This window comes from Labrenzia sp. ATLA3, from assembly GCF_057180185.1.
In genome coordinates this window covers 849,867-872,347 of sequence record NZ_JBXUKV010000001.1, presented here as the reverse complement: position 1 = coordinate 872,347, position 22,481 = coordinate 849,867, and the positions used below count along the sequence as shown (strand labels likewise).

Annotated in this window: 23 protein-coding genes; 13 read left to right on the top strand and 10 right to left on the bottom strand. The window is 59.1% G+C overall.

Features of this window, described 5'->3' with window-relative positions; translation table 11 throughout:
- Position 1 precedes the first annotated feature (1 nt).
- Entirely contained in the window at positions 2 to 229 is a 228-nt protein-coding gene (locus tag AC2A6O_RS03965; RefSeq protein WP_498925819.1) for a DUF2783 domain-containing protein, read from the top strand.
- A gap of 194 nt (positions 230 to 423) precedes the next feature.
- On the opposite strand, the gene AC2A6O_RS03960 is transcribed toward AC2A6O_RS03965, so the two are convergent.
- Positions 424 to 972: a GNAT family N-acetyltransferase gene (locus AC2A6O_RS03960; protein ID WP_498925818.1), complete on the bottom strand. Its 549-nt coding sequence runs from the start codon at positions 970 to 972 to the stop codon at positions 424 to 426.
- Positions 973 to 1,264: 292 nt separating this feature from the next.
- On the opposite strand from AC2A6O_RS03960, the gene AC2A6O_RS03955 reads away from it, so the two are divergent.
- A complete protein-coding gene (locus AC2A6O_RS03955) occupies positions 1,265 to 1,783 on the top strand; it encodes a peptide-methionine (S)-S-oxide reductase (protein WP_148584523.1) in 519 nt (172 codons plus the stop codon).
- Between the two features lie 33 nt (positions 1,784 to 1,816).
- On the opposite strand, the gene AC2A6O_RS03950 is transcribed toward AC2A6O_RS03955, so the two are convergent.
- The 6 genes from AC2A6O_RS03950 to AC2A6O_RS03925 are packed head-to-tail and all read right to left on the bottom strand — an operon-like array spanning position 1,817 to position 7,731.
- Positions 1,817 to 2,122 (bottom strand): DUF3088 domain-containing protein, encoded by a 306-nt coding sequence (locus AC2A6O_RS03950; protein ID WP_498925817.1) that lies wholly within the window; start codon positions 2,120 to 2,122, stop codon positions 1,817 to 1,819.
- A 52-nt stretch (positions 2,123 to 2,174) separates the two neighbouring features.
- Positions 2,175 to 2,957 (bottom strand): polysaccharide deacetylase family protein, encoded by a 783-nt coding sequence (locus AC2A6O_RS03945; RefSeq protein ID WP_148584521.1) that lies wholly within the window; start codon positions 2,955 to 2,957, stop codon positions 2,175 to 2,177.
- Positions 2,954 to 4,108: a glycosyltransferase family protein gene (locus AC2A6O_RS03940; protein ID WP_498925816.1), complete on the bottom strand. Its 1,155-nt coding sequence runs from the start codon at positions 4,106 to 4,108 to the stop codon at positions 2,954 to 2,956. The genes AC2A6O_RS03945 and AC2A6O_RS03940 overlap by 4 nt, the downstream gene beginning before the upstream one ends.
- Positions 4,105 to 5,232 carry a glycosyltransferase family 4 protein gene (locus AC2A6O_RS03935; RefSeq protein WP_498925815.1) on the bottom strand — a complete coding sequence of 376 codons (1,128 nt, stop codon included), beginning with the start codon at positions 5,230 to 5,232 and terminating at the stop codon, positions 4,105 to 4,107. Before AC2A6O_RS03935 ends, AC2A6O_RS03940 begins: the two co-directional genes overlap by 4 nt.
- Positions 5,233 to 5,252: 20 nt before the next feature.
- A complete protein-coding gene (locus tag AC2A6O_RS03930) occupies positions 5,253 to 6,473 on the bottom strand; it encodes a glycosyltransferase family 4 protein (protein ID WP_498925814.1) in 1,221 nt (406 codons plus the stop codon).
- Positions 6,474 to 6,516: 43 nt separating this feature from the next.
- Entirely contained in the window at positions 6,517 to 7,731 is a 1,215-nt protein-coding gene (locus tag AC2A6O_RS03925; protein WP_498925813.1) for a glycosyltransferase family protein, read from the bottom strand.
- A gap of 293 nt (positions 7,732 to 8,024) precedes the next feature.
- On the opposite strand from AC2A6O_RS03925, the gene AC2A6O_RS03920 reads away from it, so the two are divergent.
- The 8 genes from AC2A6O_RS03920 (at position 8,025) to AC2A6O_RS03885 (ending at position 17,917) form a co-directional block, all read left to right on the top strand.
- Positions 8,025 to 10,538 carry an ATP-binding cassette domain-containing protein gene (locus AC2A6O_RS03920; protein WP_209001109.1) on the top strand — a complete coding sequence of 838 codons (2,514 nt, stop codon included), beginning with the start codon at positions 8,025 to 8,027 and terminating at the stop codon, positions 10,536 to 10,538.
- A 105-nt stretch (positions 10,539 to 10,643) separates the two neighbouring features.
- A complete protein-coding gene (locus tag AC2A6O_RS03915; RefSeq protein WP_148584515.1) occupies positions 10,644 to 11,102 on the top strand; it encodes a cyclic nucleotide-binding domain-containing protein in 459 nt (152 codons plus the stop codon).
- A gap of 10 nt (positions 11,103 to 11,112) precedes the next feature.
- Positions 11,113 to 11,937: an MBL fold metallo-hydrolase gene (locus AC2A6O_RS03910; RefSeq protein WP_498925812.1), complete on the top strand. Its 825-nt coding sequence runs from the start codon at positions 11,113 to 11,115 to the stop codon at positions 11,935 to 11,937.
- Between the two features lie 510 nt (positions 11,938 to 12,447).
- On the top strand, positions 12,448 to 13,596 hold the full coding sequence (locus tag AC2A6O_RS03905) for a helix-turn-helix transcriptional regulator (protein ID WP_498925810.1): 1,149 nt from the start codon (positions 12,448 to 12,450) through the stop codon (positions 13,594 to 13,596).
- Between the two features lie 101 nt (positions 13,597 to 13,697).
- On the top strand, positions 13,698 to 15,053 hold the full coding sequence (locus AC2A6O_RS03900; protein ID WP_498925808.1) for an adenylate/guanylate cyclase domain-containing protein: 1,356 nt from the start codon (positions 13,698 to 13,700) through the stop codon (positions 15,051 to 15,053).
- A 129-nt stretch (positions 15,054 to 15,182) separates the two neighbouring features.
- Positions 15,183 to 15,977: an SDR family NAD(P)-dependent oxidoreductase gene (locus AC2A6O_RS03895; protein ID WP_498925807.1), complete on the top strand. Its 795-nt coding sequence runs from the start codon at positions 15,183 to 15,185 to the stop codon at positions 15,975 to 15,977.
- Between the two features lie 199 nt (positions 15,978 to 16,176).
- Complete coding sequence (locus tag AC2A6O_RS03890) at positions 16,177 to 16,683, top strand: hypothetical protein (protein ID WP_498925806.1); 507 nt, start codon at positions 16,177 to 16,179, stop codon at positions 16,681 to 16,683.
- Positions 16,676 to 17,917 (top strand): HlyD family secretion protein, encoded by a 1,242-nt coding sequence (locus AC2A6O_RS03885; protein WP_498925805.1) that lies wholly within the window; start codon positions 16,676 to 16,678, stop codon positions 17,915 to 17,917. The genes AC2A6O_RS03890 and AC2A6O_RS03885 overlap by 8 nt, the downstream gene beginning before the upstream one ends.
- A 60-nt stretch (positions 17,918 to 17,977) precedes the next feature.
- Here AC2A6O_RS03885 and AC2A6O_RS03880 read toward each other — a convergent pair whose 3' ends face one another.
- Positions 17,978 to 18,367, bottom strand: a complete 390-nt coding sequence (locus tag AC2A6O_RS03880; RefSeq protein ID WP_498925804.1) for a VOC family protein — start codon at positions 18,365 to 18,367, stop codon at positions 17,978 to 17,980.
- A gap of 100 nt (positions 18,368 to 18,467) precedes the next feature.
- Between AC2A6O_RS03880 and soxR the strand changes: the two genes are divergently transcribed.
- A complete protein-coding gene (gene soxR / locus AC2A6O_RS03875) occupies positions 18,468 to 18,932 on the top strand; it encodes a redox-sensitive transcriptional activator SoxR (protein WP_148584507.1) in 465 nt (154 codons plus the stop codon).
- 60 nt (positions 18,933 to 18,992) lie between these two features.
- Here the strand turns inward: soxR and AC2A6O_RS03870 are convergent, their stop codons facing one another.
- A complete protein-coding gene (locus AC2A6O_RS03870) occupies positions 18,993 to 19,250 on the bottom strand; it encodes a YjhX family toxin (protein ID WP_498925803.1) in 258 nt (85 codons plus the stop codon).
- A gap of 833 nt (positions 19,251 to 20,083) precedes the next feature.
- Here AC2A6O_RS03870 and AC2A6O_RS03865 point away from each other — a divergent pair.
- Complete coding sequence (locus tag AC2A6O_RS03865) at positions 20,084 to 20,386, top strand: phosphatidylglycerophosphatase (RefSeq protein ID WP_498925801.1); 303 nt, start codon at positions 20,084 to 20,086, stop codon at positions 20,384 to 20,386.
- A 70-nt stretch (positions 20,387 to 20,456) separates the two neighbouring features.
- Here AC2A6O_RS03865 and AC2A6O_RS03860 read toward each other — a convergent pair whose 3' ends face one another.
- Positions 20,457 to 20,699 (bottom strand): DUF6455 family protein, encoded by a 243-nt coding sequence (locus tag AC2A6O_RS03860; RefSeq protein ID WP_148585570.1) that lies wholly within the window; start codon positions 20,697 to 20,699, stop codon positions 20,457 to 20,459.
- Positions 20,700 to 20,742: 43 nt separating this feature from the next.
- Here AC2A6O_RS03860 and AC2A6O_RS03855 point away from each other — a divergent pair, with 43 nt between their 5' ends.
- On the top strand, positions 20,743 to 20,955 hold the full coding sequence (locus AC2A6O_RS03855; RefSeq protein ID WP_498925800.1) for a hypothetical protein: 213 nt from the start codon (positions 20,743 to 20,745) through the stop codon (positions 20,953 to 20,955).
- The last annotated feature ends 1,526 nt before the right edge of the window (positions 20,956 to 22,481 follow it).

Sequence of the window (22,481 nt, the reverse complement as noted above, 5' to 3'; positions counted from 1 at the left end):
CATGCCCCTGAATCCGAAGCTGAACCTGACACGCAATCTGCCCGATCCGGACGGCTTTTATGAGTATCTGGTCTCCAGCCAGCGCCATATGAGTGATGAGGACGCCAATTGCATGAATGCCCGGCTGATCCTCATCCTCGCCAACCAGATCGGCGATCTGGATGTCCTGAAGGCAGCCATCGACTTCGCGGCCAATCCCAAGGCGGCGGAGAAAAGGGAAGCGGCTTGAGCCAGCAGGGCGAACCACCAGTTTCGCTGCATGTTCAAGCAGACGTCACTTGTCCTCCCAGAAAAGGCCGGGATCCAGTAACCTGCTGAGGTTACCGCGGTTTTCGGCCGAGATGTGCGAATACTGGGTCCCGGTCCTGCCGCTTAAGCGGCGAACCGGGACGACAAGGAAAGAGATTAGCGCGTGCCTTTTACTCACTCCCTCAGGCGCGCCATCGCATAAGCATCGACAAATGCCCCGGAGCGGAAGGCGAAGTCTCTCAAGGTGCCTTCAATTTCGAAGCCGAGCTTCTGATAGAGCCGGACAGCAGCGTCGTTGTCCGCAAAGACGGTCAGTTCCAGCCGGTGGATGTTCATCCAGTTATCGGCAATCTCGATCAGTTCGCCCAGCATCGCCTGTCCGATCCCGCGTCCGGAATAATCGTCGTGCACCCCCATCCCCAGACTGGCAGCATGTCCGCGCCTGCCGGTAAATCGGTTAAAGCCGGCGGCGGCGACCAGTTTTTCGCCCAGGTAACCGACCAGGGACACCTTGTCCGGTGAGGACTGGCTCACACGGGCCTCGACGTCCTTGCGCCTTGGGTAGGGCAGGCGCAATGTGCCCTGCCGGAACTTCGGCAGACCTTGCAGAACGGTCAGTCCGTCCACGTCTTCCGGTCTTTCGGCGCGAATGACCAGGCCTTCAGGCCAGCTTCTGGCCATGGAAACCGGAGCAAACTCCGCAGGAATGTCTGATATGTTCATGTTGCTCTCTTGGATGTGATCGAGAGAGCAGGCATCTGGCAAACCCTGCTCCTCGAAGCAGGGTTGCGATGTGATCCGGCTAGGCTTTTTCAGCCAACGGCGATCCCTTCGCGTCCCCTGCGGGAACGACGATGTGCACCATGGTTAGATGTAGGGCCGCGCGATTGATCATGCCTCACAATTTTCTGTTGTGCGTCTTCTGTCAATTGACGGCATACGATCTCCTCTGGGGGAATCTTCGCCAAGCCGTTTTGCAAATGAAACGCCTGACGTCACACTGGGAGCATCGATCATGACATTGGAGGCCGGGGTGAAAATCGGGCTGGGCGGTGGATGCCATTGGTGCACCGAGGCCGTCTTTCAGGCAATTGCGGGCATTTCGAACGTGGACCAGGGCTTTATCCGCTCCGATCCGCCTGAAGACGCCTGGTCAGAAGCGGTGGTTGTCACCTTCGATCCGGTCGCGCTGCCGCTGGAGGTCCTGATCGAGATCCATCTGCGCACCCACTCCAGCATGTCGCGTCACAAGATGCGCGGCAAGTACCGCAGCGCGGTCTATGTCTATGACGCAGGGACAGGCGTAAAGGTCGGGCGCATTCTGCGCGGCCTGCAGCACGAATTCGACGAACCGCTTGTCACCAGTGTGATGACGCTTGCCCAGTTCAAACCGTCGGATGAGCAGTTCCGGAACTATTACGCCAAGGGTCCGGAGCGTCCATTCTGCAAGACCTATATCGACCCGAAACTCGCGCTGTTGCGCAAGCAATATTCTGCCGTGTTGAAGCCGGAGCGGCTGGAAGCGGCGGAATAGACGAGGACGAACGCCAGGTCTTGTCTCTGCCTGTCAGGGGTGAGGATGCGGAAAGCCATGCCGCTCGGTGAGGGCGTCGAGGATCGCATCCTTGTCATTGATGAAACCGCCTTCGGCGAGCACCAGCACCGGCAAAGACTGATTGTCTTCCCCCAGCAAATCTGCAACTTCCCTGCGCGGTTTCGGCCAGGCAATGCGGCGAACATCGAGACGTTCTGCAAGCTCCGGAAAGGAGGCAAGCACGCCTTCCATCAGCGCGCAATGCCAGCAGTAGAAGGTCTTGCCGGGATAGGCGGGATCTTCGAAGCCGGGAGTGAGAATATAAAGCGTGTCTCTCATGACTTGATTGCCCCTCGTTCAGGAGCGCGCTTTAGGCGACACGCTCCAAGCCTCATCCGAACGGCCAGGAGCCATTCTCGCCGAAAAGGCTCTTCACCTCCGGCCATTCCGCACCTTCATGATGGGCGGCAATCTCCAGGAAAACGTCCAGAAACTCGAAGCAGCCATCGTCATGCACCAGATGGTGCGTGAGGAGGCCAACCGGCTCGGTGCCGGTGTTGCGCCGGCGGGTCAGCTGCAGGTCGAAACGAAGGCGCGCGCTTTCCCAGCCGATGAAGCGCACCTGCTTTTTCCATTTCAGGATGTCGATGTGCGACTGGAGCTGATGCGCCCGCGGGAAATTGTGCCAGGTGAAGGTTGAAAGGCCCGGCAGGCCGAGGCCAGGCAGACGGCGCGAGATTTCCGGGTCGATCCGGTTCCAGGGCGGCACCATGGCCTTGACGAACTTCTCGCCGAAGAGCTCCTGAAGGCGGTCATGGCCTGACTTGAGCTCGGCCATCAGTTCGTCCGGGTCCCGCCGGGAGCCAAGCTCCGCGGCCTTTTCGCCGAGATCCTTCCGTTGGAAATTCTTGTGCTGCCAGCCATGCTGCAAGACCAGCGCATGAGGCTCCCCGGCAAGCCGCTCTGCAAGGGCTCTGGTGGCCATCTTCGGAATGACGGCGAATGCCAGATCGACGTTGTGGCTGTCGGCGAGCGACAGCATACGCTCAAGGGCAGGCGTCGGCTCGACGGCATCGTCATCCCGCCACCAGAAGCGCACCTTGCGGCCGCGTTCGGCGAACCAGTCGAGATGATCGGTCAGCTCTTGCCGGAAGCGCTTCGCATCAGTGGTCATGTCATCCGGTCCTTCAGGTCTTGAAGCAGGACGCGGGCGCTTTCCTCGGCGCCGCCGAGGCGGACTGTGTGCTTGCTGCGGGAAAGGGCAAGGGCATCGTCAATGGCGCCAGCAAGCCGCTCCGGCGTAAGGTCTGCCTCCGGCGTGACAATGGCCCGGCCATGGCCGGCCAGCGCTTCCGCGCGTTGCGTCTGTTCGGTTTCGTTGATCTGGGCAAAGGGCACGAAAACGGCTGGAACCCCGGCCTGCAGAATGTCGAGCACCGTGTTGTAACCCGCCTGGCTGACGGAAAGCCGCGCGCGTTTCAGGAGGTCCGGGAAGTCTCGCCGGGCCCGCTCCACGATCACGCCGTCGACGGCGCTTTGCCGGTAGATGGCAAAGGCATCGTCGGAAATATCGTGACCGATCAGCACCCGCCACTGCGTGTCTTCGGCTCGCCTGGACAGTGGCCTTGCTTCCAGGGCTGCCGACAGCAGGCTTTCGGCAACGGCGCCGCCGCCACAAGAAATGACCACCTCGTCCTCGCCATCGGTGCCTTCAGCGGCAGGCCGGGGCTCGCCGCCCACATACCCGGTGTAGCGAACCAGATGGTCGACCTCCTCGGCAAAGGGGAAACTGTCGGCAAGGCGGATGAAGTCGGGATCGGAATGGATCAGGATCCGGTCGTAGTATTTCAGCGCCTGGTCCGCCATCCAGCGCTCCTTCCAGAGCTGCTTCTTGCGCACCAGAATATCCCGGATGGACGTGGCAATCAGCGGCGCCCTTGTGCGGGACGTTGCCGCTTCCATCAGCGGGGTCAGCTCGAAGTCGAGCTGGCGGCGGCCGAAAGGGTAGGTCTCGGTCAAAAGCAGGTCGTAGTCGTCGGCATCGAGAACTTGAATCGATGCTTTAACGCGCGCGATTTTCCAAGCCTCGTCAATATCTTCATTATCCAAAGTCACAAGGCGCTTGAAGCTGGCATCCGGGCTTTTGCAGGCTGGGAGCTCGACGACCTCCAGCGGCCCGGTGTCGAGTGTCGGCGGTATGGCGTTGCCGCTTGCAAGGGTAACCTCCAAGCCTTCGGCGGCCAGCGCCTTGCCGATGGCGGCCGCCCGCACGACGTGGCCTGTCCCGAGCAGATGCTGAACATGAATGAGGGCCTTGAAGCTCATGCGTCTTTCGTCTCCCGGCGGCTCAGGTGGTTCCGCACGGCCTTTTCCGCAAGGGCTTCCAGCCGGGCAGCGCCTGCCGGAAGGGTGTGAAAATGCTGGATGTGATGGCGCGCGGCCAAGCCCAGCCTGTCCACAAGCGCCGGCTCCTGCATCGCACGGCGCAGGTTGGCGGCGAGGGCATGTGCGTCCCCCTCAGGCGACAGCAATCCTGTTTCCCCGTCGCGGACAATATCGGGAACACCGAAGGTGTCACCGGCAATGACCCCGACGCCTGCTGCTTGCGCTTCCAGCAGAACGAGGCCGAAAGCTTCTCGGATCGCCGGCCAGACGAGGAGGTCGTGCCGGGCGTATTGGGCAGGAAGGTCCTCGCTGGACAGAGCGCCGAGCCAGGTGATCCGCTCGGCTGGAAAAAGCCCCAGCACCTGATCGCGCACCGGGCCGTCGCCAATCAGTGTCAGTTGCCAGGGCAGATCCCAAAGCTCGGCCAGCGCCGCGGCAAGCACTTCGTAGGAGCGCTGCTTGTCGCCCTCGCGCATCATGCCGACAGCCAGCAGGTTGAGCGGAGGTGCTGCCAGAGGCTTGGCGTAGGCCGCGGCGGCCAGAAAGGGGTCGGCATCCAGAAACGGCAGCATCACCGAAAGACAGCGATGAGGGACGACCTCTGCAAGGCATTCGGCATCCGCATGGTGGAGCGCGGCGACGGCGTCGGCGCGCTGCAAGGCCGCATCGGCGGCGGCAAAGCCGGACGCCCAGTCGCCCTGTTGCCGTTTCGGCGCGCGGCTGGCTTCCACGATGGCGTAGGGAAGGTCGAACCGGTCAGCAAGAGCAGGGCCGATCCAGTCGGGCGCCTTGTGGTAAAGATGATAGGTCAGGAAAAGATCGGGCCGGTAGCCCGACTGCTCCCAGTCGGCGCCTATCCGCTCTGCCTCGGCGAGCGCCTGCTCGCGCACTTCCGACTGGATACTGTCGCTGCCGTCCTTGCGCCACGACCGGAACCGGCTGGCAATCGTCACCTCATGCCCGAGACTTTCCAGTGCCTTCACGATCAATCGTCCCATGGTCCGGTCGCCGGACGGGACTGGATGATCCAGCGGTTTCATCGGGGCAGTGAAAGCGATTTTCATGATTTTCCTAAGCGTAGGGCCTAAAGGACCTTGCGGAATTTGTCTGCGAGCCGATCAAGACCCGGGTCTGTCGAGAAGGTCGTTCTGACCCGCTTGGCCGCGGCAAGCCCAAGACGGTGACGTGTTTCAGGCGCGGTCATCAGGTCCTGCATTGCTGCTGCCAGAGCCTCTGGCGCGCCCGGATCAACCAGCACACCGGTTTCGCCATCCAGGATCAATTCAGGTATTGCAGAAACCCTGGTGGAGAGGCAGCAAATCCCCATGGACTGTGCTTCCATCAAGACGTTGGGCAGGCCATCCCTGTCACCGGATCTGGCAAGCTTGGACGGTAGCACGAAGAGGTCCGCCTCGCGGCAGGTCGCAATCACCTCTTCGCGTGGCTGGGCTCCCCGCCAGATGATCCTGTCCGACAGGTTCAACTCATCAGCCTTTGCCTTCAGGATGTCGGAAAGCTCACCGCCGCCAATATGCGTGAACTGCCAGTTGAGAGACGCGGGAAGCTGTGCAAGCGCGTCCAGAAGGTCGTCATAGCCCTTCTTCTCGACGGCGCGACCGACGGAAACCAGGCGCACGGGCTCCGCGCTGCCGTCACGCGCCGCTCCTTTTGCCTTCGGCTCGGGAAAACCGGAGAAGTCGAGCCCGTGATAGAGCAGTTCGATCTTGTCCGGCTCGTCGGCGAGGCCTTTCAGATGTTCGGCGTTGACCGCCGTACAGGTGACGCCCCAGGCCGCATCGTTGATCTTGGTCTTCAGGTCCCAGTCCGGGCTGGTCCAGATGTCCTTGGCGTGCGCCGAGAAGGACCATTTCCGCCCTGAAAGATGCGCCGCATAGCGCGAGGCGGAGCAGGGCGTATGCAGATAGTGGGTGTAGATCCAGGTCACGTCTTCCGGCAATTCATGAGCGAAGACGCATCCCTGCGCCCAACGGCGCTGTCGGTCTGCGTTTGGCTGATGCGCGAAATCGGCATCGAACAGAGCCTTGGCGTCCTTGAAAGTCGGCTGTTTCTCCGCCCAGCGTTTGGCACGGGCAACACGTGCCGGGTCGTCTTTCACATATTCCGGCAGATACATGACTTCCGCGCTGATCTGCCGGTGCAGGTCGTGGATATAAGGATCGTAAGGCCTGCGCAGGGCGACAATCAGAATTTCGATTCCCCGCCGCTCCAGACCAAGCATTTCCTGGGCAATAAAGGTTTCGGACAGGCGGGGATAGCCTTTGACCACAACGGCGATACGGGACATCGGTCGGCCCTTGAAAGAATTCGGTTTGCGGGTGACGGGGCGGTCAGAAGTTGACCAGCTTCCTGCTGGTGGCCTGCTGTTCTTCGAAGATTTCGCCGACCCGGCTGGATATGACATCCAGACCGCCAAGCAGATTGTCGACGCCCGCAGCCGAAGGAGATGCCATGCTAGGCAGTTCGGACAAGGCCGCAGCCATCAGGTCCGGATCTGGGTACTGGTCGATCGGCAGCACCTTCAAAAGCCCGCTCTGTTCCGCACGCTCCGCCCGGATTGCCTGCTCCCGGCGTGGAATGACGCGGGGCACCATGAGCGTCGGTTTGTCGAAGGACAGGATCTCGCAGAAGGTGTTGTAGCCGCCCATGCCGACAATCGCCGTGGCCTTGGCAAGATAGGGTTCGATCTGCGGCGTGAAGCGAATGATCTCGACATCGCGCAGATGCTCCGCCCTTTCGCTGAACTGGGTCGCGGCCGCAGCGGGCATGAAGGGACCAAGCACGATGAGGGCCGGGAACAGCGGGCGCTGCCGGGCTTCATAGGCGCGCATCACCCAATCGACCATTTCAACGCCATCGCCACCGCCACCTGGCGTCACGAGGATATACGGTTCTTCATCGAACGGGGCAGGGGCCGGATTGTCGAGCGCCGATTTGGGCAGCTCCCGGCGCAGGTAACCGGTGTAGCGCAGCTTGTCGCGGACGGATTGCGGCAGGTCGATGCCTTCCAGCGGATCGCAGATGTCTTCCGGTCCGTAGATCCAGATCTCGTCGTAAAGATCGCGCAGGGCCGGATAGACGTTCTTGCGGTCCCATTCTTCCTTAAGCACCTGCGGGTCGTCCATGACATCGCGCAGACCAAGAACCAGTCGCGTGTCGGTATCCTTCAGGGCCTCCAGCGTGCGCAGCACTTCGCCGCGCAGCCCGAGGGGCTCCTTGTCGACGATGAAGATGTCCGGATCGAACACCTTGGCAGTATGTTCGATAATCGAGGATCTGATCGCCAGAGTCTGGTCGATGTTGATGTGCAGCGACAGCGGGGTGTACTCGCCGTTGCGCAGCTTGATCACGCCCGGAATCCGCACGAAATCGACACGGGATCGAAACTCGAAACTGCCTATGATCGGGGAACCCGACAGGATCAGTACGGACAAGGTATCGAAGTCGCCGACAAGGGATTGCGCAATTGCCCGGCAGCGTCTCAGATGGCCCAACCCGAAGGAATCGTGGCTGTAAATCAGGATCTTCGGCGTCTTGGAACTCATACTGCCCCTAAATTTGTAATGCTGGCCTAAACCGCTTATGTCTCAATCGATTGGCCCTTGTCACGTCGGTTATCTCTTGACAGGGGACTTTTGACAAGGAACGGTCTGCGGACCCTTCTTATGCAGTTGTGTCAAATGTTAATCCCGGCTGGCGCAACTAACTCGGATCGCTAATATACCAAATATGATCTGCTTGCACATATTTGATCCTTGTCTGTTTGGATGAGCTTATGGAAAAGAGCCTTTTCGGTTTTATTTGGAAATATAGCTCCAGACAGCAAATCTTCATTCTCATGGTCACCGTACTCACGTATCCGGTGGTCTATATCCTTCTCGAACTGCCAAAACTGATCGTCAACGATGCGGTCCAGGGCGACAATTTCCCCAGGACGATTCTGGGAATCGATTTCGATCAGGTCCCCTATCTTATTCTCCTGTGTTTTTCGTTCCTGTCTTTGGTCGTCGTTTCGAACGGGCTGAAGTTCTACCTCAACGTCTACAAGGGCCGCCTTGGAGAACGCATGCTGCGGCGCCTGCGCTTCGAGCTGTTCCAGCGGGTGCTGCGCTTCCGCCTGCCGCATTTCAGGAAAGTCAGTTCAGGCGAAATCATTCCGATGATCACATCGGAAGTGGAGGATGTTGGCGGCTATATCGGTGAAGCCTTCGCGCTGCCTGCCTATCAGGGCGGTATGCTGGTCGTGCAGATCGGGTTTATCTTCATGCAGGACCCGCTTCTGGGTCTTGCAGCCATCAGCTCCTATCCCATCCAGGGGTATGTGATCCCGCTTCTGCAGCGCAAGGTGGTGCTGCTGTCTAGGCAGCGGGTGCGCAACATCCGTGTCATCGCCGACAAGGTGGGCGAAAGCATCACAGGTGTTGCCGAAATCCACGCCAACGACGCGGCCGCCTGGCATTCGGCGGATATTTCCGACCGGCTCTATGAGAACTTCAAGATCCGGTATGACATCTTCAACCGGAAATTCCTGATCAAGTTTCTGAACAACTTCATGAACCAGCTCACGCCGTTCTTCTTCTACCTGATCGGCGGCTATCTGGTTATTGAAGGCAATCTCAGCATCGGTGCGCTGCTGGCGGTGATCGCTGCCTACAAGGATCTTGCAGGGCCCTGGAAAGAACTGCTCTCCTTCTATCAGATGACAGCGGATGTCAGCGTCAAATACCAGACGGTCGTCGAGAACTTCGACCCGTTGGATATCTACGACCAGGAGCGGTTGACCTCGGACGACACGGTGGACCTGAGCGGCGACGTCAAGCTGGAGAGCGTCAATTTCGCCGGTGGTGCTGCCGGCCAGGAGGTCGTCGACATATCGATGACGGTGCCTGCGGGAAGTGCCTGTGCGATTGTCGGGCCGGACGGGTCCGGCAGATCGGAAGTGCTGCAGCTTGCCGCCGGGCTTGTTGCACCCGTCTCCGGCAAGGTCTGCATCGGAAACCACGATCTCGACAAGCTGACCGATTCCACGCTTGGGCGCCAGATCGCCTATGTCGGCGGGGCGGTGCATGTCTGGACAGGCACCATTCGTGACAATCTATACTACGGTTTGCGCCACCGTCCGCTCGTCCCGCCTCAGCGGGAAGGGGAGAGCTTGAAGAACTACAATCGGCGGCTCTCCGAAGCCAAGGAAACGCGCAATCCCACCTACGATCTTGCCGCCGAATGGGATGATTTTGAAGCCGCCGGTGTCGGCAATGAAGACGAACTCGACACCAAGGCTCTTGAACTGCTGGAAACGGTCAAGATCGACAAGGACATCTATCGGCTCGGTCTGCAGTCCCGGTTCGACCCGTCCATGGACGACGATTTCGCCGACAAGATCCTGAACGTGCGCAAGGCACTTGCCGAGCGCATCGCCGATGAACCGGACCTCGGCGGTCTGGTCGAGTTGTGGCACCGGGACCGTTTCAATGCCAGCGCCAGCCTTGCGGACAACCTGTTCTTTGCGGTGCCGGCCGATCCGGAAATCACGATGGATCAGGTGCCGGATCTTGAACAGGTCAAGACCTTCCTGGCCGACACCGGTTTCGACAAGAAGCTCCAGCAGATCGGTCTCAAGATTGCCGAAACCATGCTGGAACTGTTTTCCAACGTTTCCGGCGACAGCGGCCTGTTGGGGGCCTATTCCTTCATCACGCTGGACGAGATCCCCGATTTCGAGCGCATCGTGCGGATTGCCAAGTCCGATCAGCCGCGTCCAGGCCTGACCGACGCCGACCGTTCCCGTCTGACAGGACTGGCTTTCAAGCTTGTCCCGGCCCGGCATCGTCTGGGTGTGATGTCGGATGAGTTGAAACGCGACATCATCAGCGCCCGTCAAACGTTCCTGGACGAGGTGGTCAAGAACAGCGACAACTTCGTCGCTTTCGAACCGGACGTTTATCTGCCGCCATTGACCATTGAGGATAACCTTCTGTTCGGCCGCGCGCGTGTCGACCGCAGGGATGCCCGGCGGCGGATCGACGATGTCATACGAACCATTGTCGAGGAGACCGGTTTGCGGCGCGCGATCATTTATGCGGGCTTCGGTTACCACGTCGGCGTGTCCGGTTCCCGTCTGTCCGCAGGCCAGCGGCGCAAGATCGCTCTGGTGCGCGGTCTTCTGAAAAACGCGAAAATCACCATATTGGACGATATCGCCACCGGTGTGACGGAAGAGGACAGGACGCTTCGTAAAGGCTTGAGGCAAATCCTGTCCGGAAAAACCTTCCTGTTCGGTACGTCCGACGCTGACATAGCCGCAGAATTCGATCAGCGCTTCATTCTGGATCAAGGACGGCTCTCTGAATAAGGATAAGACGGTGGGTGTGACAATAGGTGGGCAACCTTTCTGCAGGAACCGGCCGGACGAATCAGTCAGGACGGAACGGAACAAAATTGGGCGCGGGAGAAGAAGATGACACTTGAAACCGAAGTCGAGGCGCTCCGCAAAGTGCCGTTGTTCCGCGGGATCGACGAGACCAAGTTGCGGCTTCTGGCTTTTATCAGCGACCGGACGGAGTATCCCTCCGGTGAGCGTCTGTGCTCTCAGGGGGAAGAAGGCGATTGTGCCTTCATCATCCTGTCCGGCGCTGCCGATGTTCTGGTTGAAACGCCTGAAGGCGAAAAAAAAGTGGCTCAGGTTTCGGAGAATTCAATTGTTGGCGAAATCGCTATTCTGTGCGACGTACCAAGAACCGCGACACTGGTTGCCGCCAACGACATGGATGTTCTGACTGTTTCGAAAGATGATTTTTTGAAACTATTGAAAGAATTTCCGGATATTTCGCTGGAGGTGATGCGGACACTGGCGCTGCGGCTTGAACGGACGACCCGGGATCTTGCCGACGCCCGTCGAGGCGCTGCCGGCGGTTAGGGAGTAACACGTGGCTGAGGAATTTTCGCTTCGTTGCTGGGGCGTCAGAGGGTCCACCCCGACCCCGGGGGCGAGCACACTCCGCTATGGCGGCGAAACGTCTTGTTTTGAGATCCGGGCAGGCGAAGCGCTGGTTCTTGTCGACTGCGGTTCCGGCGCCCGAAACCTGGGTATGGAAATCTGCAGCTGCAAGACACGCACCTTCGACCTTCTGTTCACTCATACTCATCTCGACCACATCTGCGGTCTTCCCTTTTTCAAGCCGGCCTACGATCCCAGTTTCAACGTCACCGCCTGGGCCGGGCATTTTCAGGACGACACCAACCTCGTTGAAATTGTCAGCCGCATCATGTCACCGCCGATCTTTCCGGTTGCAGCCAAGACCCTGAAGGCGGTTGAGTTCAAATCCTTTACCGCAGGGGACCAGCTTCCGCGTACGGACGAGCTCGTCATCCGCACCACCCGCCTCAACCACCCCGGTGGTGCCTGCGGTTATCGCTTTGATTTTCACGGCAAATCGATTTGCATCATCACGGATCATGAACATGGCGATCCGGAAATTGATGCTGCTCTCCCGGATTTTGTCCGAAACTCGGACGTGATGATCTACGACGCCATGTTCACCGACGACGAATACACCACCTTCAAGGGGTGGGGGCACTCCACCTGGCAGAAAGCCGTTGAACTGGCGAAGGCCGGCAACGTCAAGACACCAGTCCTCTTCCATCATGATCCACGCAGATCTGATGATGAGCTCGATGAAATCGGCCTTGCTGCGCAAAATGCCTATCCCGGAACGCTTGTCGCCAGCGAAGGCATGATCCTGAAGCCTTGAGCGGTAGCCGTCGGGCCGAGGCTTGCCGGATAATAAAAAATGGGCGGCTCAAATAGCCGCCCAAAAAACACTAAGGCTAAAAAATAGATCGATCGCCGGTCGCAGGGATGTGGGAATCCCTTTGTTGCAGCCGGAAAACATACCTTTGTAACTTGAAATATCGTTACGCGTGTCTGCCGGATACGATCACTAGTTGTTTACAGGTTGTAGGCATTACTTGCATGGTCCATTTGGACTATAAATGTGAGTTTTCTGCATCTGGGGAAAGCTGTGGTGTTTTGTTGCGATAAAAATGCGGCAAGCTTCAGTATCGGAAATCGTTGCTAGAAAATTCGGGTTTTGATCGAGGTTAAAGTGTTGCCTGCGGATTCTGAATATGCCCGGAACCGCAGCGGCCGGGACTGGGACGCGTATCAGCAGCTTGGGGTGGCCCTAAGCGCGCTGTGAGAGTGACAGGACCGGGCCGACTTCATTTGCTGGCGTGATACAGCAGGAGCTCCGGGGGTTGAGTTGGCTGTTAGTGCGGAAGAATTGCGACGGCTGTCGAACCTTGCGGTATCGGCGGCACTGGATCCGGAGCGATGGCAGGTGCTTCTCGACGCGCTGAGCCACAGCATTGGCACGCGCGTGTGCACGCAATTGATAGGGTATGACGACCTGACCAAAGCCACGCCGCTTACTTTTACATCCGGATATGACCCTCACATTCTAACGCTTTACGAAGAGCACTACGCGGACAAGAACCCGTTTGCCGCCAGGTTTGCCGAGTGCAGGGTGGGAGACGTGATCACGACACAGCAGTTGTGTCCGCCGGAAACCCTCAGGAAGACCCAGTTCTACGCCGATCTTCTGTTGCCGCTTGAAGATATCGTTGCTGGAGGGGGCGCGATGCTGGCTTTGGACGGTGACCGCATGTTTCTGATCGGCGGCAACATGCGTTCGAAGGACCGCGACAAATACGAAGAAGATTGGCTGCAGTTATGTGGCCATCTTGCCCCGGTTATCCGCCAGTCACTCGAAATCAACCGGACAATCTCTGGCCTAACCTTTGAAAAATGGGCCGCAGAACAGCATCGTCTGGGATCGGGGACAGCAATTTTCGTTGTCGATACCGCCATGCAGATCCATTACGCATGCGCCGAAGCCCAGAAACTTCTGGCATCGGGATCCTTTTTGGGGAGCGGCTGGGACCGGCGGCTTCAATTCCGCACGCCGGAGGATCAGGGACAGTTTGCCGCTTTCGTCAAGCTTCAGTCCATGGGCGAGTTCAACGTGTTCCGGAATTGGCAGTCAAAGGATGGCAACGGTGGAAGTTGGTTGTGCCGGTCGGTTGGCTTGCAGCTCGCCGACTTGGACAGCTCACCCTTCGGTGCATTCATGAACAAATCCGTCTCTGCGGTTCTGCTGGCGGTCAGGCCGGAAATTGGCATCGAAACGTTCCAGGCTCATCTTGAGAAGAAACTCGGTCTCAGCCCCGCGGAAGCGGCAACCGTCCTGAAGCTCGCCGACGGCCGGACACCTGCCGAAATCGCCGAGGAGCGACGGATCAGCGTTTTCACAGTTCGCAACCAGATCAAGTCGGCCCTGTCCAAGACCGGTGTCCGCCGCCAGGTCGACCTTGTGCGAAGCATCGAGCAATTACGACTGCAGGGCAGGTAACAGGGCGCGCTCACGTCCACTCACTTTCCCGCGGGGTCGCTTGCGCATTTCTTGCCGCCGGGGGAAACTCCGCGCACGAATAACGTCTTATCAGCGGCAATATGACCTCCATTTCAAAGACACTGCGTTATGTCCTGCGCGGGGGACCGCCCGACACCGGTATCCCTGATCGGGTACGGTCCGAGATCCAGGCGCGTGAAGCGTCTTCCGAGCGTCTGATCGGTTGGGTTCAACTGGGCCTGGTGCTGTTCTTTTCAGTTCTGTATGCCATCGCCCCGAGGGCCGAGGGGTCCGCTGGCTTCAACTTCGTGCCGATTGCGCTTGCAGCCTATTTCCTGTTCACCGTCCTGCGGCTCATGCTGTCCTACAGGTTTGAATTACCGCGCTGGTATCTGCTGGTATCGATCATCGTCGATATGGCGCTTCTGGTGGGACTGATCTTTTCCTTCCATATTCAATATGGCCAGCACCCGACGTTCTACCTCAAGACGCCCACCTTGATGTATGTCTTCATCTTTATCGGATTGAGAGCCTTGCGGTTCGATCCTCGCTTCGTGTTGACCACGGGCCTTGTAGCGGTGACCGGTTGGCTGGGGCTGGTCTTCTATGCGGTGTTCTCCGACATGGACCACATGCGTGTGACCCGCAATTACGTCGAATACCTGACTGGCAACACTATCCTGATCGGCGCCGAACTCGACAAGACCATGGTCATCTTGGCTGTGACCATCATTCTGTCCGTTGCCCTCTACCGGGGGCGTTCCATGTTGTTCGAGGCATCGAAAGACCATGCGGCTGCCATGGACCTGAGCCGTTTCTTTTCGCCTGAAGTCGCCGCCTCGATCACAGGCTCGAACACCGAGTTGCAGGCCGGCGAGGGGACTTTGCGCGACGTCGCCATTCTGTATGCCGATATCCGCTCCTTCACCTCCACCTCCGCATCTTTGGCGCCGGAGACCGTTCTGAGGGTTCTGGCCGAGTACCAGAACCTTGCGGTGGATGTGATCGTGGAGGAAGGCGGCAGGGTCGACAAATTTCTGGGCGACGGCATTCTGGCGACCTTCGGGGCCGTTTGTCCTTCAACGACTTATGCAGCCGACGCGCTGCGGGCTGCAAGGCGGCTTGTGGAAGCTGTGGAACGGGATCAGCAGCGTTTTCTCGATGCAGGCTGGCCGCAGCCTATGCGTATCGGTACGGCCGCCGCCGCCGGGCCGGTCACGGTCGGCGTGATCGGGTCAAAGCAGCGCCTGGAATTTACGGTCATCGGTGATGCCGTCAACCGCGCTGCGAAACTGGAAGACGCCAACAAGATCCAATGCACAACAGGACTGACGGACAGGGCGACTTTCGAGCTTGCACTCAGCCAGGGCCTCGAACTGCCTCTGCTCGAAGCCCGGGTCGAAGCCAATGTCACCGGCATCAAGCAACCGGTCGATCTGGTTGTTCTGGCAAGGTAGGAACCTGACCACCCTCGGTCTTGTCTTTTTGGTGGATACGGAAGCGCTTGACCCACACGTCAATCTGGGCCACTTTGCCTCCAAAGTTGACCTTATCGTCAATTAGAAAGATTAAATTCATTGATATCAATGAATTGTATCCATTTGGAGGTTGCCTTGAAACTGGACTCAACACTTGCTGCCGTTGTTACGGGCGGCGCATCCGGGCTGGGTGCTGCAACTGCACGCATGCTGGCAGCCGAAGGCGTCAAGGTGACGCTGTTTGATCGTAACGCCGGGCAGGGCGAAGAGGTTGCCACCGAAATCGGCGGTGTCTTTGCCGACGTCGATGTGACGGACCAGGCCAGCGTCGAAGCCGGTTTCGAAAAAGCGCGGGCGGCGCATGGTCAGGAAAGGATTCTGGTCAATTGCGCCGGGATTGCTCCGGTGGCCAAGACCGTTTCCCGCGGCGAACCTCACCCGATGGACATGTTCGAGAAGGTGATTTCGGTCAACCTGATCGGTTCCTTCCGGTGTCTTTCGATTGCGGCAACCGGCATGGCCGGGATGGACCTCGTCACACAGGACGGTGGCCGCGGCGTGATCGTTTCCACGGCGTCGGTTGCCGCCTTCGATGGCCAGATCGGTCAGGTCGCCTATGCCGCGTCCAAGGCAGGGATTGCAGGCATGACGCTGCCTGTCGCCCGTGACCTGTCCAAGTCCGGCATTCGGGTCATGACGATTGCACCGGGTATCTTCGAAACGCCGATGCTGCTGGGCCTGTCGCAAGAGGTGCAGGATTCTCTCGGTCAGCAGGTTCCGTTCCCCTCGCGTCTCGGCAAGGCCACGGAATATGCCCAGCTGGTCAAATCCATTTGCGAGAACGACATGCTGAACGGCGAGACTATCCGCTTGGACGGCGCCATCCGCATGGCTCCCCGGTGAGATAGCTGCACCAGACGCTGCATCACGGACTCGCAAACAGCACAATCTGCCCGGCCGATGCTGAAAGGCCGCCGGGCGGATAGGTTGTGTCAAACTCCTCCACGGTCATACTTTTTCGTACGCATGGGCAAAAATCCCTTCTAAGGTTACGTTACGGATTTCGCCATTGTAGGTGGAGTGACCAAAAGGGGAGTATTCTATGGCGGAAAGTGCTCATGAGCTTGCGCCGCATCATCTGCCGCCGTTCATACCGGCAGCGGACGGTAGTGATTGGCTTTTTACCGTGATGCTGGTCGTGCTGATTATCGGTGCGATCCTTGTCGGTGTTTTCTATCTGCATCTGCATTCGATTCCCGAACGGCTTGCCCACAAACACGGGCGCATGCAGTTCGAACTTGTTGCCGTTCTCGGCCTTCTGGCGTTGTTCACACACAACAACATCTTCTGGGTCGCAGCGCTTCTGCTTGCCTTCATTCAGCTTCCCGATTTCTGGACACCGCTGGAATCGATGGCTCACTCCCTGAGCCGGCTGGCTGGAACGGGCGGTATTCCCTCCGATACGCTGGTCGAACGTGATCTCGAGCAGGAGGAGCACGCGGCGCAAGACGGCATGAACGTCACGGACGCAACACTCCACGAGCCTTCTGCAGAGCAGGGCACTCCGGCCGTCTCGTCGGCAGAAACGCAGGAGAACAAACATGTTTGAACTCCTGTTCTGTTCCCTTCTCACGATATTGCCAGACTATCTGATCCGCAGATATGTCCAGGGAAAACGCATCGGCCGGGAAATAACGCTCTATTCGGTCTGGTTCGAGCTGCGCTACGGCATCGTGCTCTGCCTGATGCTGACCGTTTCCCTGATCACGCTGATCTTCTATTACCATCCCACGGCAACCACGGCCGTTTCGACCTTCCGGACGATCTCCGTTCTGCCGGAAGCTTCCGGCAGGGTCATCGAAACCTTCGTTCCGCGTGAGCTTGAGGTCGAGATCAAGGCGGGCGATCCGATCTTCAAGCTCGACAGCACACGCCAGGAAGCCGATGTCGTGACCGCGCAGCAGCAGGTGGTCGAAATCGAGGGCGAACTTGCGCTGGCCCAAAGCGAACTGTCCGTTGCTAATGCCCAGGTCGATCAGGCACAGGCTTCACTGAAGCAGGCGCAGGACGAACTTGACACGAGACAGGAGCTTTTCAACCGCAATGCCAATGTTGTCAGCGAGCGGGACATCGAAAAGCTTCAGAACACCGTGGATGCACGGGCAGGGGCGCTGCGTGCGGCACAGTCCAATCAGGAGCTGGTGCAGACCAAGATTTCGGTTTTTCTGCCGGCTCGCCTGAAAAGCGCGGAAGCCAGGTTGAGCGAGGCTCAGGTGGAACTGGAGAAGATGACCGTCTACGCCGGCGTCGATGGAACGATGAGCCAGTTTATTCTGCGCCCGGGCGACATGGTCAACCCGATGATGCGGCCCGCAGGTGTGCTCATTCCCAAGGACGCGCAACGGGAGCGGATCGTTGCGGGCTTCGGCCAGATCGAGGCGCAGGTTCTGAAGGAAGGAATGGTGGCGGAAGCCTTTTGCGGGGCCGTTCCCTTCACCATCATTCCGCTGGTGGTCACAGAGGTTCAGTCACAGATCGCCTCCGGACAGATCACCACGTCCGGACAGCTTATCGACACCGCTCAAAGTGTAAAACCGGCGACGATCACCACGATGCTGGAACCGCTTTACAAGGACGGTCTGGAAAAGCTTCCCCCGGGAGCAATCTGCACGGTCAACGCCTATACCAGCAATCATGACCGCCTGACCTCCGGCGAACCCCTTGGAACGGGACAGTTCATCTTCCTGCATGTGGTCGACACGGTCGGTCTCGTCCATGCCATGATCATCCGTCTGCAGGCATTGTTGTACCCGATCCAGGCCCTTGTCCTCACGGGCCATTAAACCAATCATATTCCGGCGGAACAGCACGAAACCGTTCCGTTCCGCCGGATTGTGGGTCTTTCACTTGGTGTAGCTTACCACTTCGAACTCGATTCCATCGTCATCGTAGAAATAGAACCTGCGGCCCGGCTCGTAGTCGCCGTGATTGTGCGTGATGTAACCATCGGCCTTGATGAGTGTTTCGGTGGCGTCAATATCGTCAACCACGACGGCGATATGATTGAGGCCGCCGTGTTGGCTGTAGCTGTCTCCGGCAACTTTGCTTGTTGTGCCCGGTGGAGAGTAGGCCGCAACATAGCTGGTTTCATTGCCGATATGGTACGTCGTGCCACCGCCAAGGCTTGCGCCCTTCCAGCGAACTTTCCAGCCAAACCATGTCTCCAGACGTTTGGAGGTCGCTTCGGGGTCGCTGACCGTGACGTTCACGTGTTCCAGGAATGCGCTGCTCATTTCGGTGTCCTTTCAAGGTTTGACCTTTGGTGGACACCAGAGATAATTCCTCAACCTTAGTTGAGGTCAAGAGAGGCGAGGCGATATTTTGAACAAAGCCATGAAGGGCTCGGATCTGCTGACCATCGGAGACCTGTCCGAGCGAACGGGCCTGTCCGTGTCGGCCATTCGATTTTACGAAGAAAAGGGGCTGGTGCACCCAAGCCGCAATGCGGGAGGTCAGCGGCGTTTTCTCAGGGCCGACATTCGGCGCCTGTCCTTCGTGCTGGTTGCGCAGGAATTCGGGTTTTCCATTGCGGAAATCGCGGCGCAGCTTCAACGCTTGCCTGAGGGGCGAGCGCCGACGAAAGCAGACTGGACCAGGATCAGCGGCGAGTTCCGGATGCACCTCGACCGAAAAATCGAGCGCATGACGGCCTTGCGAGACAAGCTGGACAGCTGCATTGGCTGCGGTTGTCTGTCGATGAAGTCCTGCCAGCTTTACAATGCGGGAGACGCTGCCGCCAGCAAAGGGCGGGGCCCGCGCTATCTGCTTGGCGACCGTCCGGAAATCACTGAAGACTGAACCGGTTTCAGGTTTCGGAAAAGCCGCCGGGAAGCGCACAGGCACTCCCGGCGGTTGCTCTCATCTGTTGTCCAACTGTGCCCTCACGCGTTTCAGCCCAAGCGGGGTAATGCGATAGGGACCACTGTTTCTGGAGGCGATCAGCCGTTTGTATTTCAGCTTCCGGAACAGGTGCGGCGAACAGCCTCCCCAGTACCAGCCATCGCGCGTAACGGTTTCATGTTTGACGACACGGCCGTCCTCGTCCTTTTGCACAAGGATATGGCCGCCTTGAGCCAGCAGGTGCAGGACCCGCTGCTCGGCTTTGGAAATGTCCATTGATGTAAAGTTGCCTGAAAGTATGCACAGAAATGCAGCCGCTGCAGCAAACCGCTTGCAGCGCTGTTGTGACTGTCCCCGGCTAACGTCAGCCGGGGTTTACCGGGACTGTTGCAATCCGCGCATAAAACCTCTCAGTTGGAAAAATTCTCGTAGCACAGGCATCAAGATGCGGCAACGCGCCGAGGTTCAACGGACAGGCGAGGCGTGAGATATGTCGGTGGCTGTTGTAAATCCGCAGCGATCCGGACCATCGGTGTTCGTTTGTCCGGTTTCAGGCGTTGATCGGCCTCAGCTGTGTTCGGCGGGCCAGTAGCCGTTGTCGGGGTCACGGGAAACAGCGACAGCCTCGACATCCTGCGAGCCACAAGAGGCGCAAGTCAGTTTTTCGCTCAAAGACGATACTCTTTGATCTCCCGTGAACCGGGCAAAGTTCATGTAACGGAAGCGGCCACAATGATGGCAGAATATGGCGAGACGCCTGTCCGTTCTGTAGAGGGTCTCGACCGTGGGATCGTCAGTTTCAATAGAGGAATGCAAAGTCATGGTTTTAAATACTTGCTACAGGTAATGGGAACTGTCGGTGGCAATTCATGGTAAATACTTACTGAGACAAAAGTAGCATAGAGTTTTGCTATGCAAAACCATTTTAATTGATATGAGTGATCGTTCATGTTTCGGAGTCTTGCCGGGGCAGGCGGCCTGTTTCATGAAATTACATAGTCTTACGGTAAACCGTTCAGACGGCGCCTGCAGCAATTTGCCACCAATTTAGTGACGCCAAAACCGGAAACCGGCTCGCATTTTGCCCCGTGCGCGGGTATGAGAGGCTCATGATGACGCTTTCCGAAACCTGGTACGACCTCTTCGGCCTTGCTGGCCTGCTCAACCCGTTTGCGCTGCTGATCGGCGGATATCTGGGATGGAAGGCAGACCGGCCGCAAAAGCTCTGGATCGCGGGATTTGCTGCCGCAGCGCTGACGCTTATTCTGGACGTCGCAATAGGCGCGCTGCCTGTGCCGCAGCCATTTGCTCATGACGCGGGTGCGCTGGCGGTCTTTCCATTCCGCTTTGTCGGTGGTCTGATCGCCTCTGCCGTGACTTATTGGCTCAGCCGCCGCGCAAAACGCGCCTGAGGCACATCAGGGCCCGGCCCCTGGATGAAGATGCAAGGGCAAGTGCGGGCCACAGCCTTGAGCTGAAGGATCAGCTTTTGATCCAGCTGTTGAAGAGAGACGCGTTGGGGCAGTTTCGCAGCGCCTCGTCGGCACCGTCCGGGTGGCTCTCCAGCCAGGAACGACAGGCTTCTGTCTCAGTGCAATTGATGCAGCGATGAGCGGCAGATCTCAAGGCCGCGTCCGTGTGCGCGCCCGTTGGGACATGGTTCATGGCGCCGATTGTTTCCAGCATTCTGCCCATAAGTTCGGCACGCTCGTTGAGGCGATTCATCCAGTTCAAGCCGTTTCTCCTTCCCACGGGACATGTGCAGACCATGTCTGCCAAGGCCTTCTGTCTGTTGGCACCGTTCTGGTTTTTGGCGCCGAATGAGGAGGACACTCTGCTGCAGAAACAACTGCGTTACCTTGATCAGGGTCAACTCTGGGCAAGCATCGCGAAAGCGGCCATACTGAAGGTTCATGATTCTGCGACCCTGCCAGGCAGCCTCCTGCACTTTGGAGCGCCGCAACACCTGGAGACGGTGTGATGGTTGAAACGGTAAGCGCATCGCCGCTGCCTCAGGCATCCGGAAATGGCGCGGTAAACCAGGGGCTTGAGCCGGGAACGGAACTCAAGGCCAAGATCGAGGCGAACCTGCCGGGAGGCGTGGTGCGCCTGGCAACCGCCGATGCAAAGCTGGAGCTGCGCGTTCCTGCGCCTCTTCCTGAAGGCGGCGCGGTGACTGTGACCGTATCCGGCACCCGGCAGCAGCCCGCCATCCTGATAACTCTCGGCAAGGAGCAGGCGCAGACGCAGCAGCCGGCCACGCCGGTGCCATCTTCGCCAATTCCGGGATCCCCACTCCAGACGCCTCAAGCCCAGACACCCCAGACTCAAGTCCCGCAAACTCAGGTACCTCAAGCTCAGGGATCACAAGGCCAGATACCCCAAGCTCAGGGATCGCAAGCAGCGGCCCAAATAGGCCAGGCAGGCCAGGCCCTCTTGCTGTCGGAGGCCGGCGCGCAATCGCAGCCACAGCCCTCGACGGCTGCAGCCTATCCGAAGCCGGCGCCGGTTCTGGCGCATTTGATACAGGTCCTGTCCGTCAACACGGCGCCGGGGCAGGCAACTGGTAGTGGCCAGCCTCTGCCACAGGCTCCACCTCCGGCAGGTCCTGTTCCAACCGCGGCCCCACAAGGGGCCGCTTCGTCGCAGCCAGCAGGTCCCGGAAACACGGCACAGGCTCAACCTCTGCCCCCGGTGACCGCTTCGGTACAAGTTCCTGGCAATGCGACACCTCCGGCAGGCCCTGTAGTTCAAGGTTCTGCGGTGCCTCCGGTTGCCACCGGCCAAGCTCAGCTTTCCGTGCCGGTTCCAAACAGTGTGGCCTCAAGCGCAGGTACGCCGCAGACAGCGACCGCGCCACCCCCAGCAAGTGCGACACCTCAAGCAGGGGGCCCTGTCACCACAGCTCCTCAGTCCGCGCAGCCTGCCGCTTTGGCGAACGCGGCAACCGGTGTGATTCAACCGGGGGCAGGGGCCCCGGCACCAAGCAGTCCAGGCCAACCCGGGGTTGGTGTGCCGGGCCAGCAAACCGGCCAACCGGTGTCGACACCGGCGGCAGCGACTGCTCCAGCCGCTACGGGCTCACCCGTGCAAGCCGCACCGGTGGCGACCGCTCCTTTTGCTTCCCCCACCGTCGCACCTGCTCAAGGACTGCCGGCCTCACCAGCAACAGGCTCAGCGGTTGCTTCAACGCCGCCCGCTTCGCAGGGCAATCCGGCATCAGCGCCACTGCCAGGTGGTGTTGCTGCAGGAAACCCGAGCCCGCCAGCCGGAAGCACGCCTGGCGCGCCAGCTCCGGTCGTCGGACAGGCATCGGGTTCGATGCCAGCAGCTGGGGGAGGAATGGCTACCCCGCTTGCCAACACAGCACCGGGGCAAGGTCCGACGTCCGGCGTGATTGGTACCAGTTCCAATCCGGGCTCTCAGCCGCCGCCGCTCGTCTCAACGTCAAATGCCGGTCCGTCTTCCGCGCCGACCGCAAACCCGCCTGGGCCTGGAGCGGCCAAT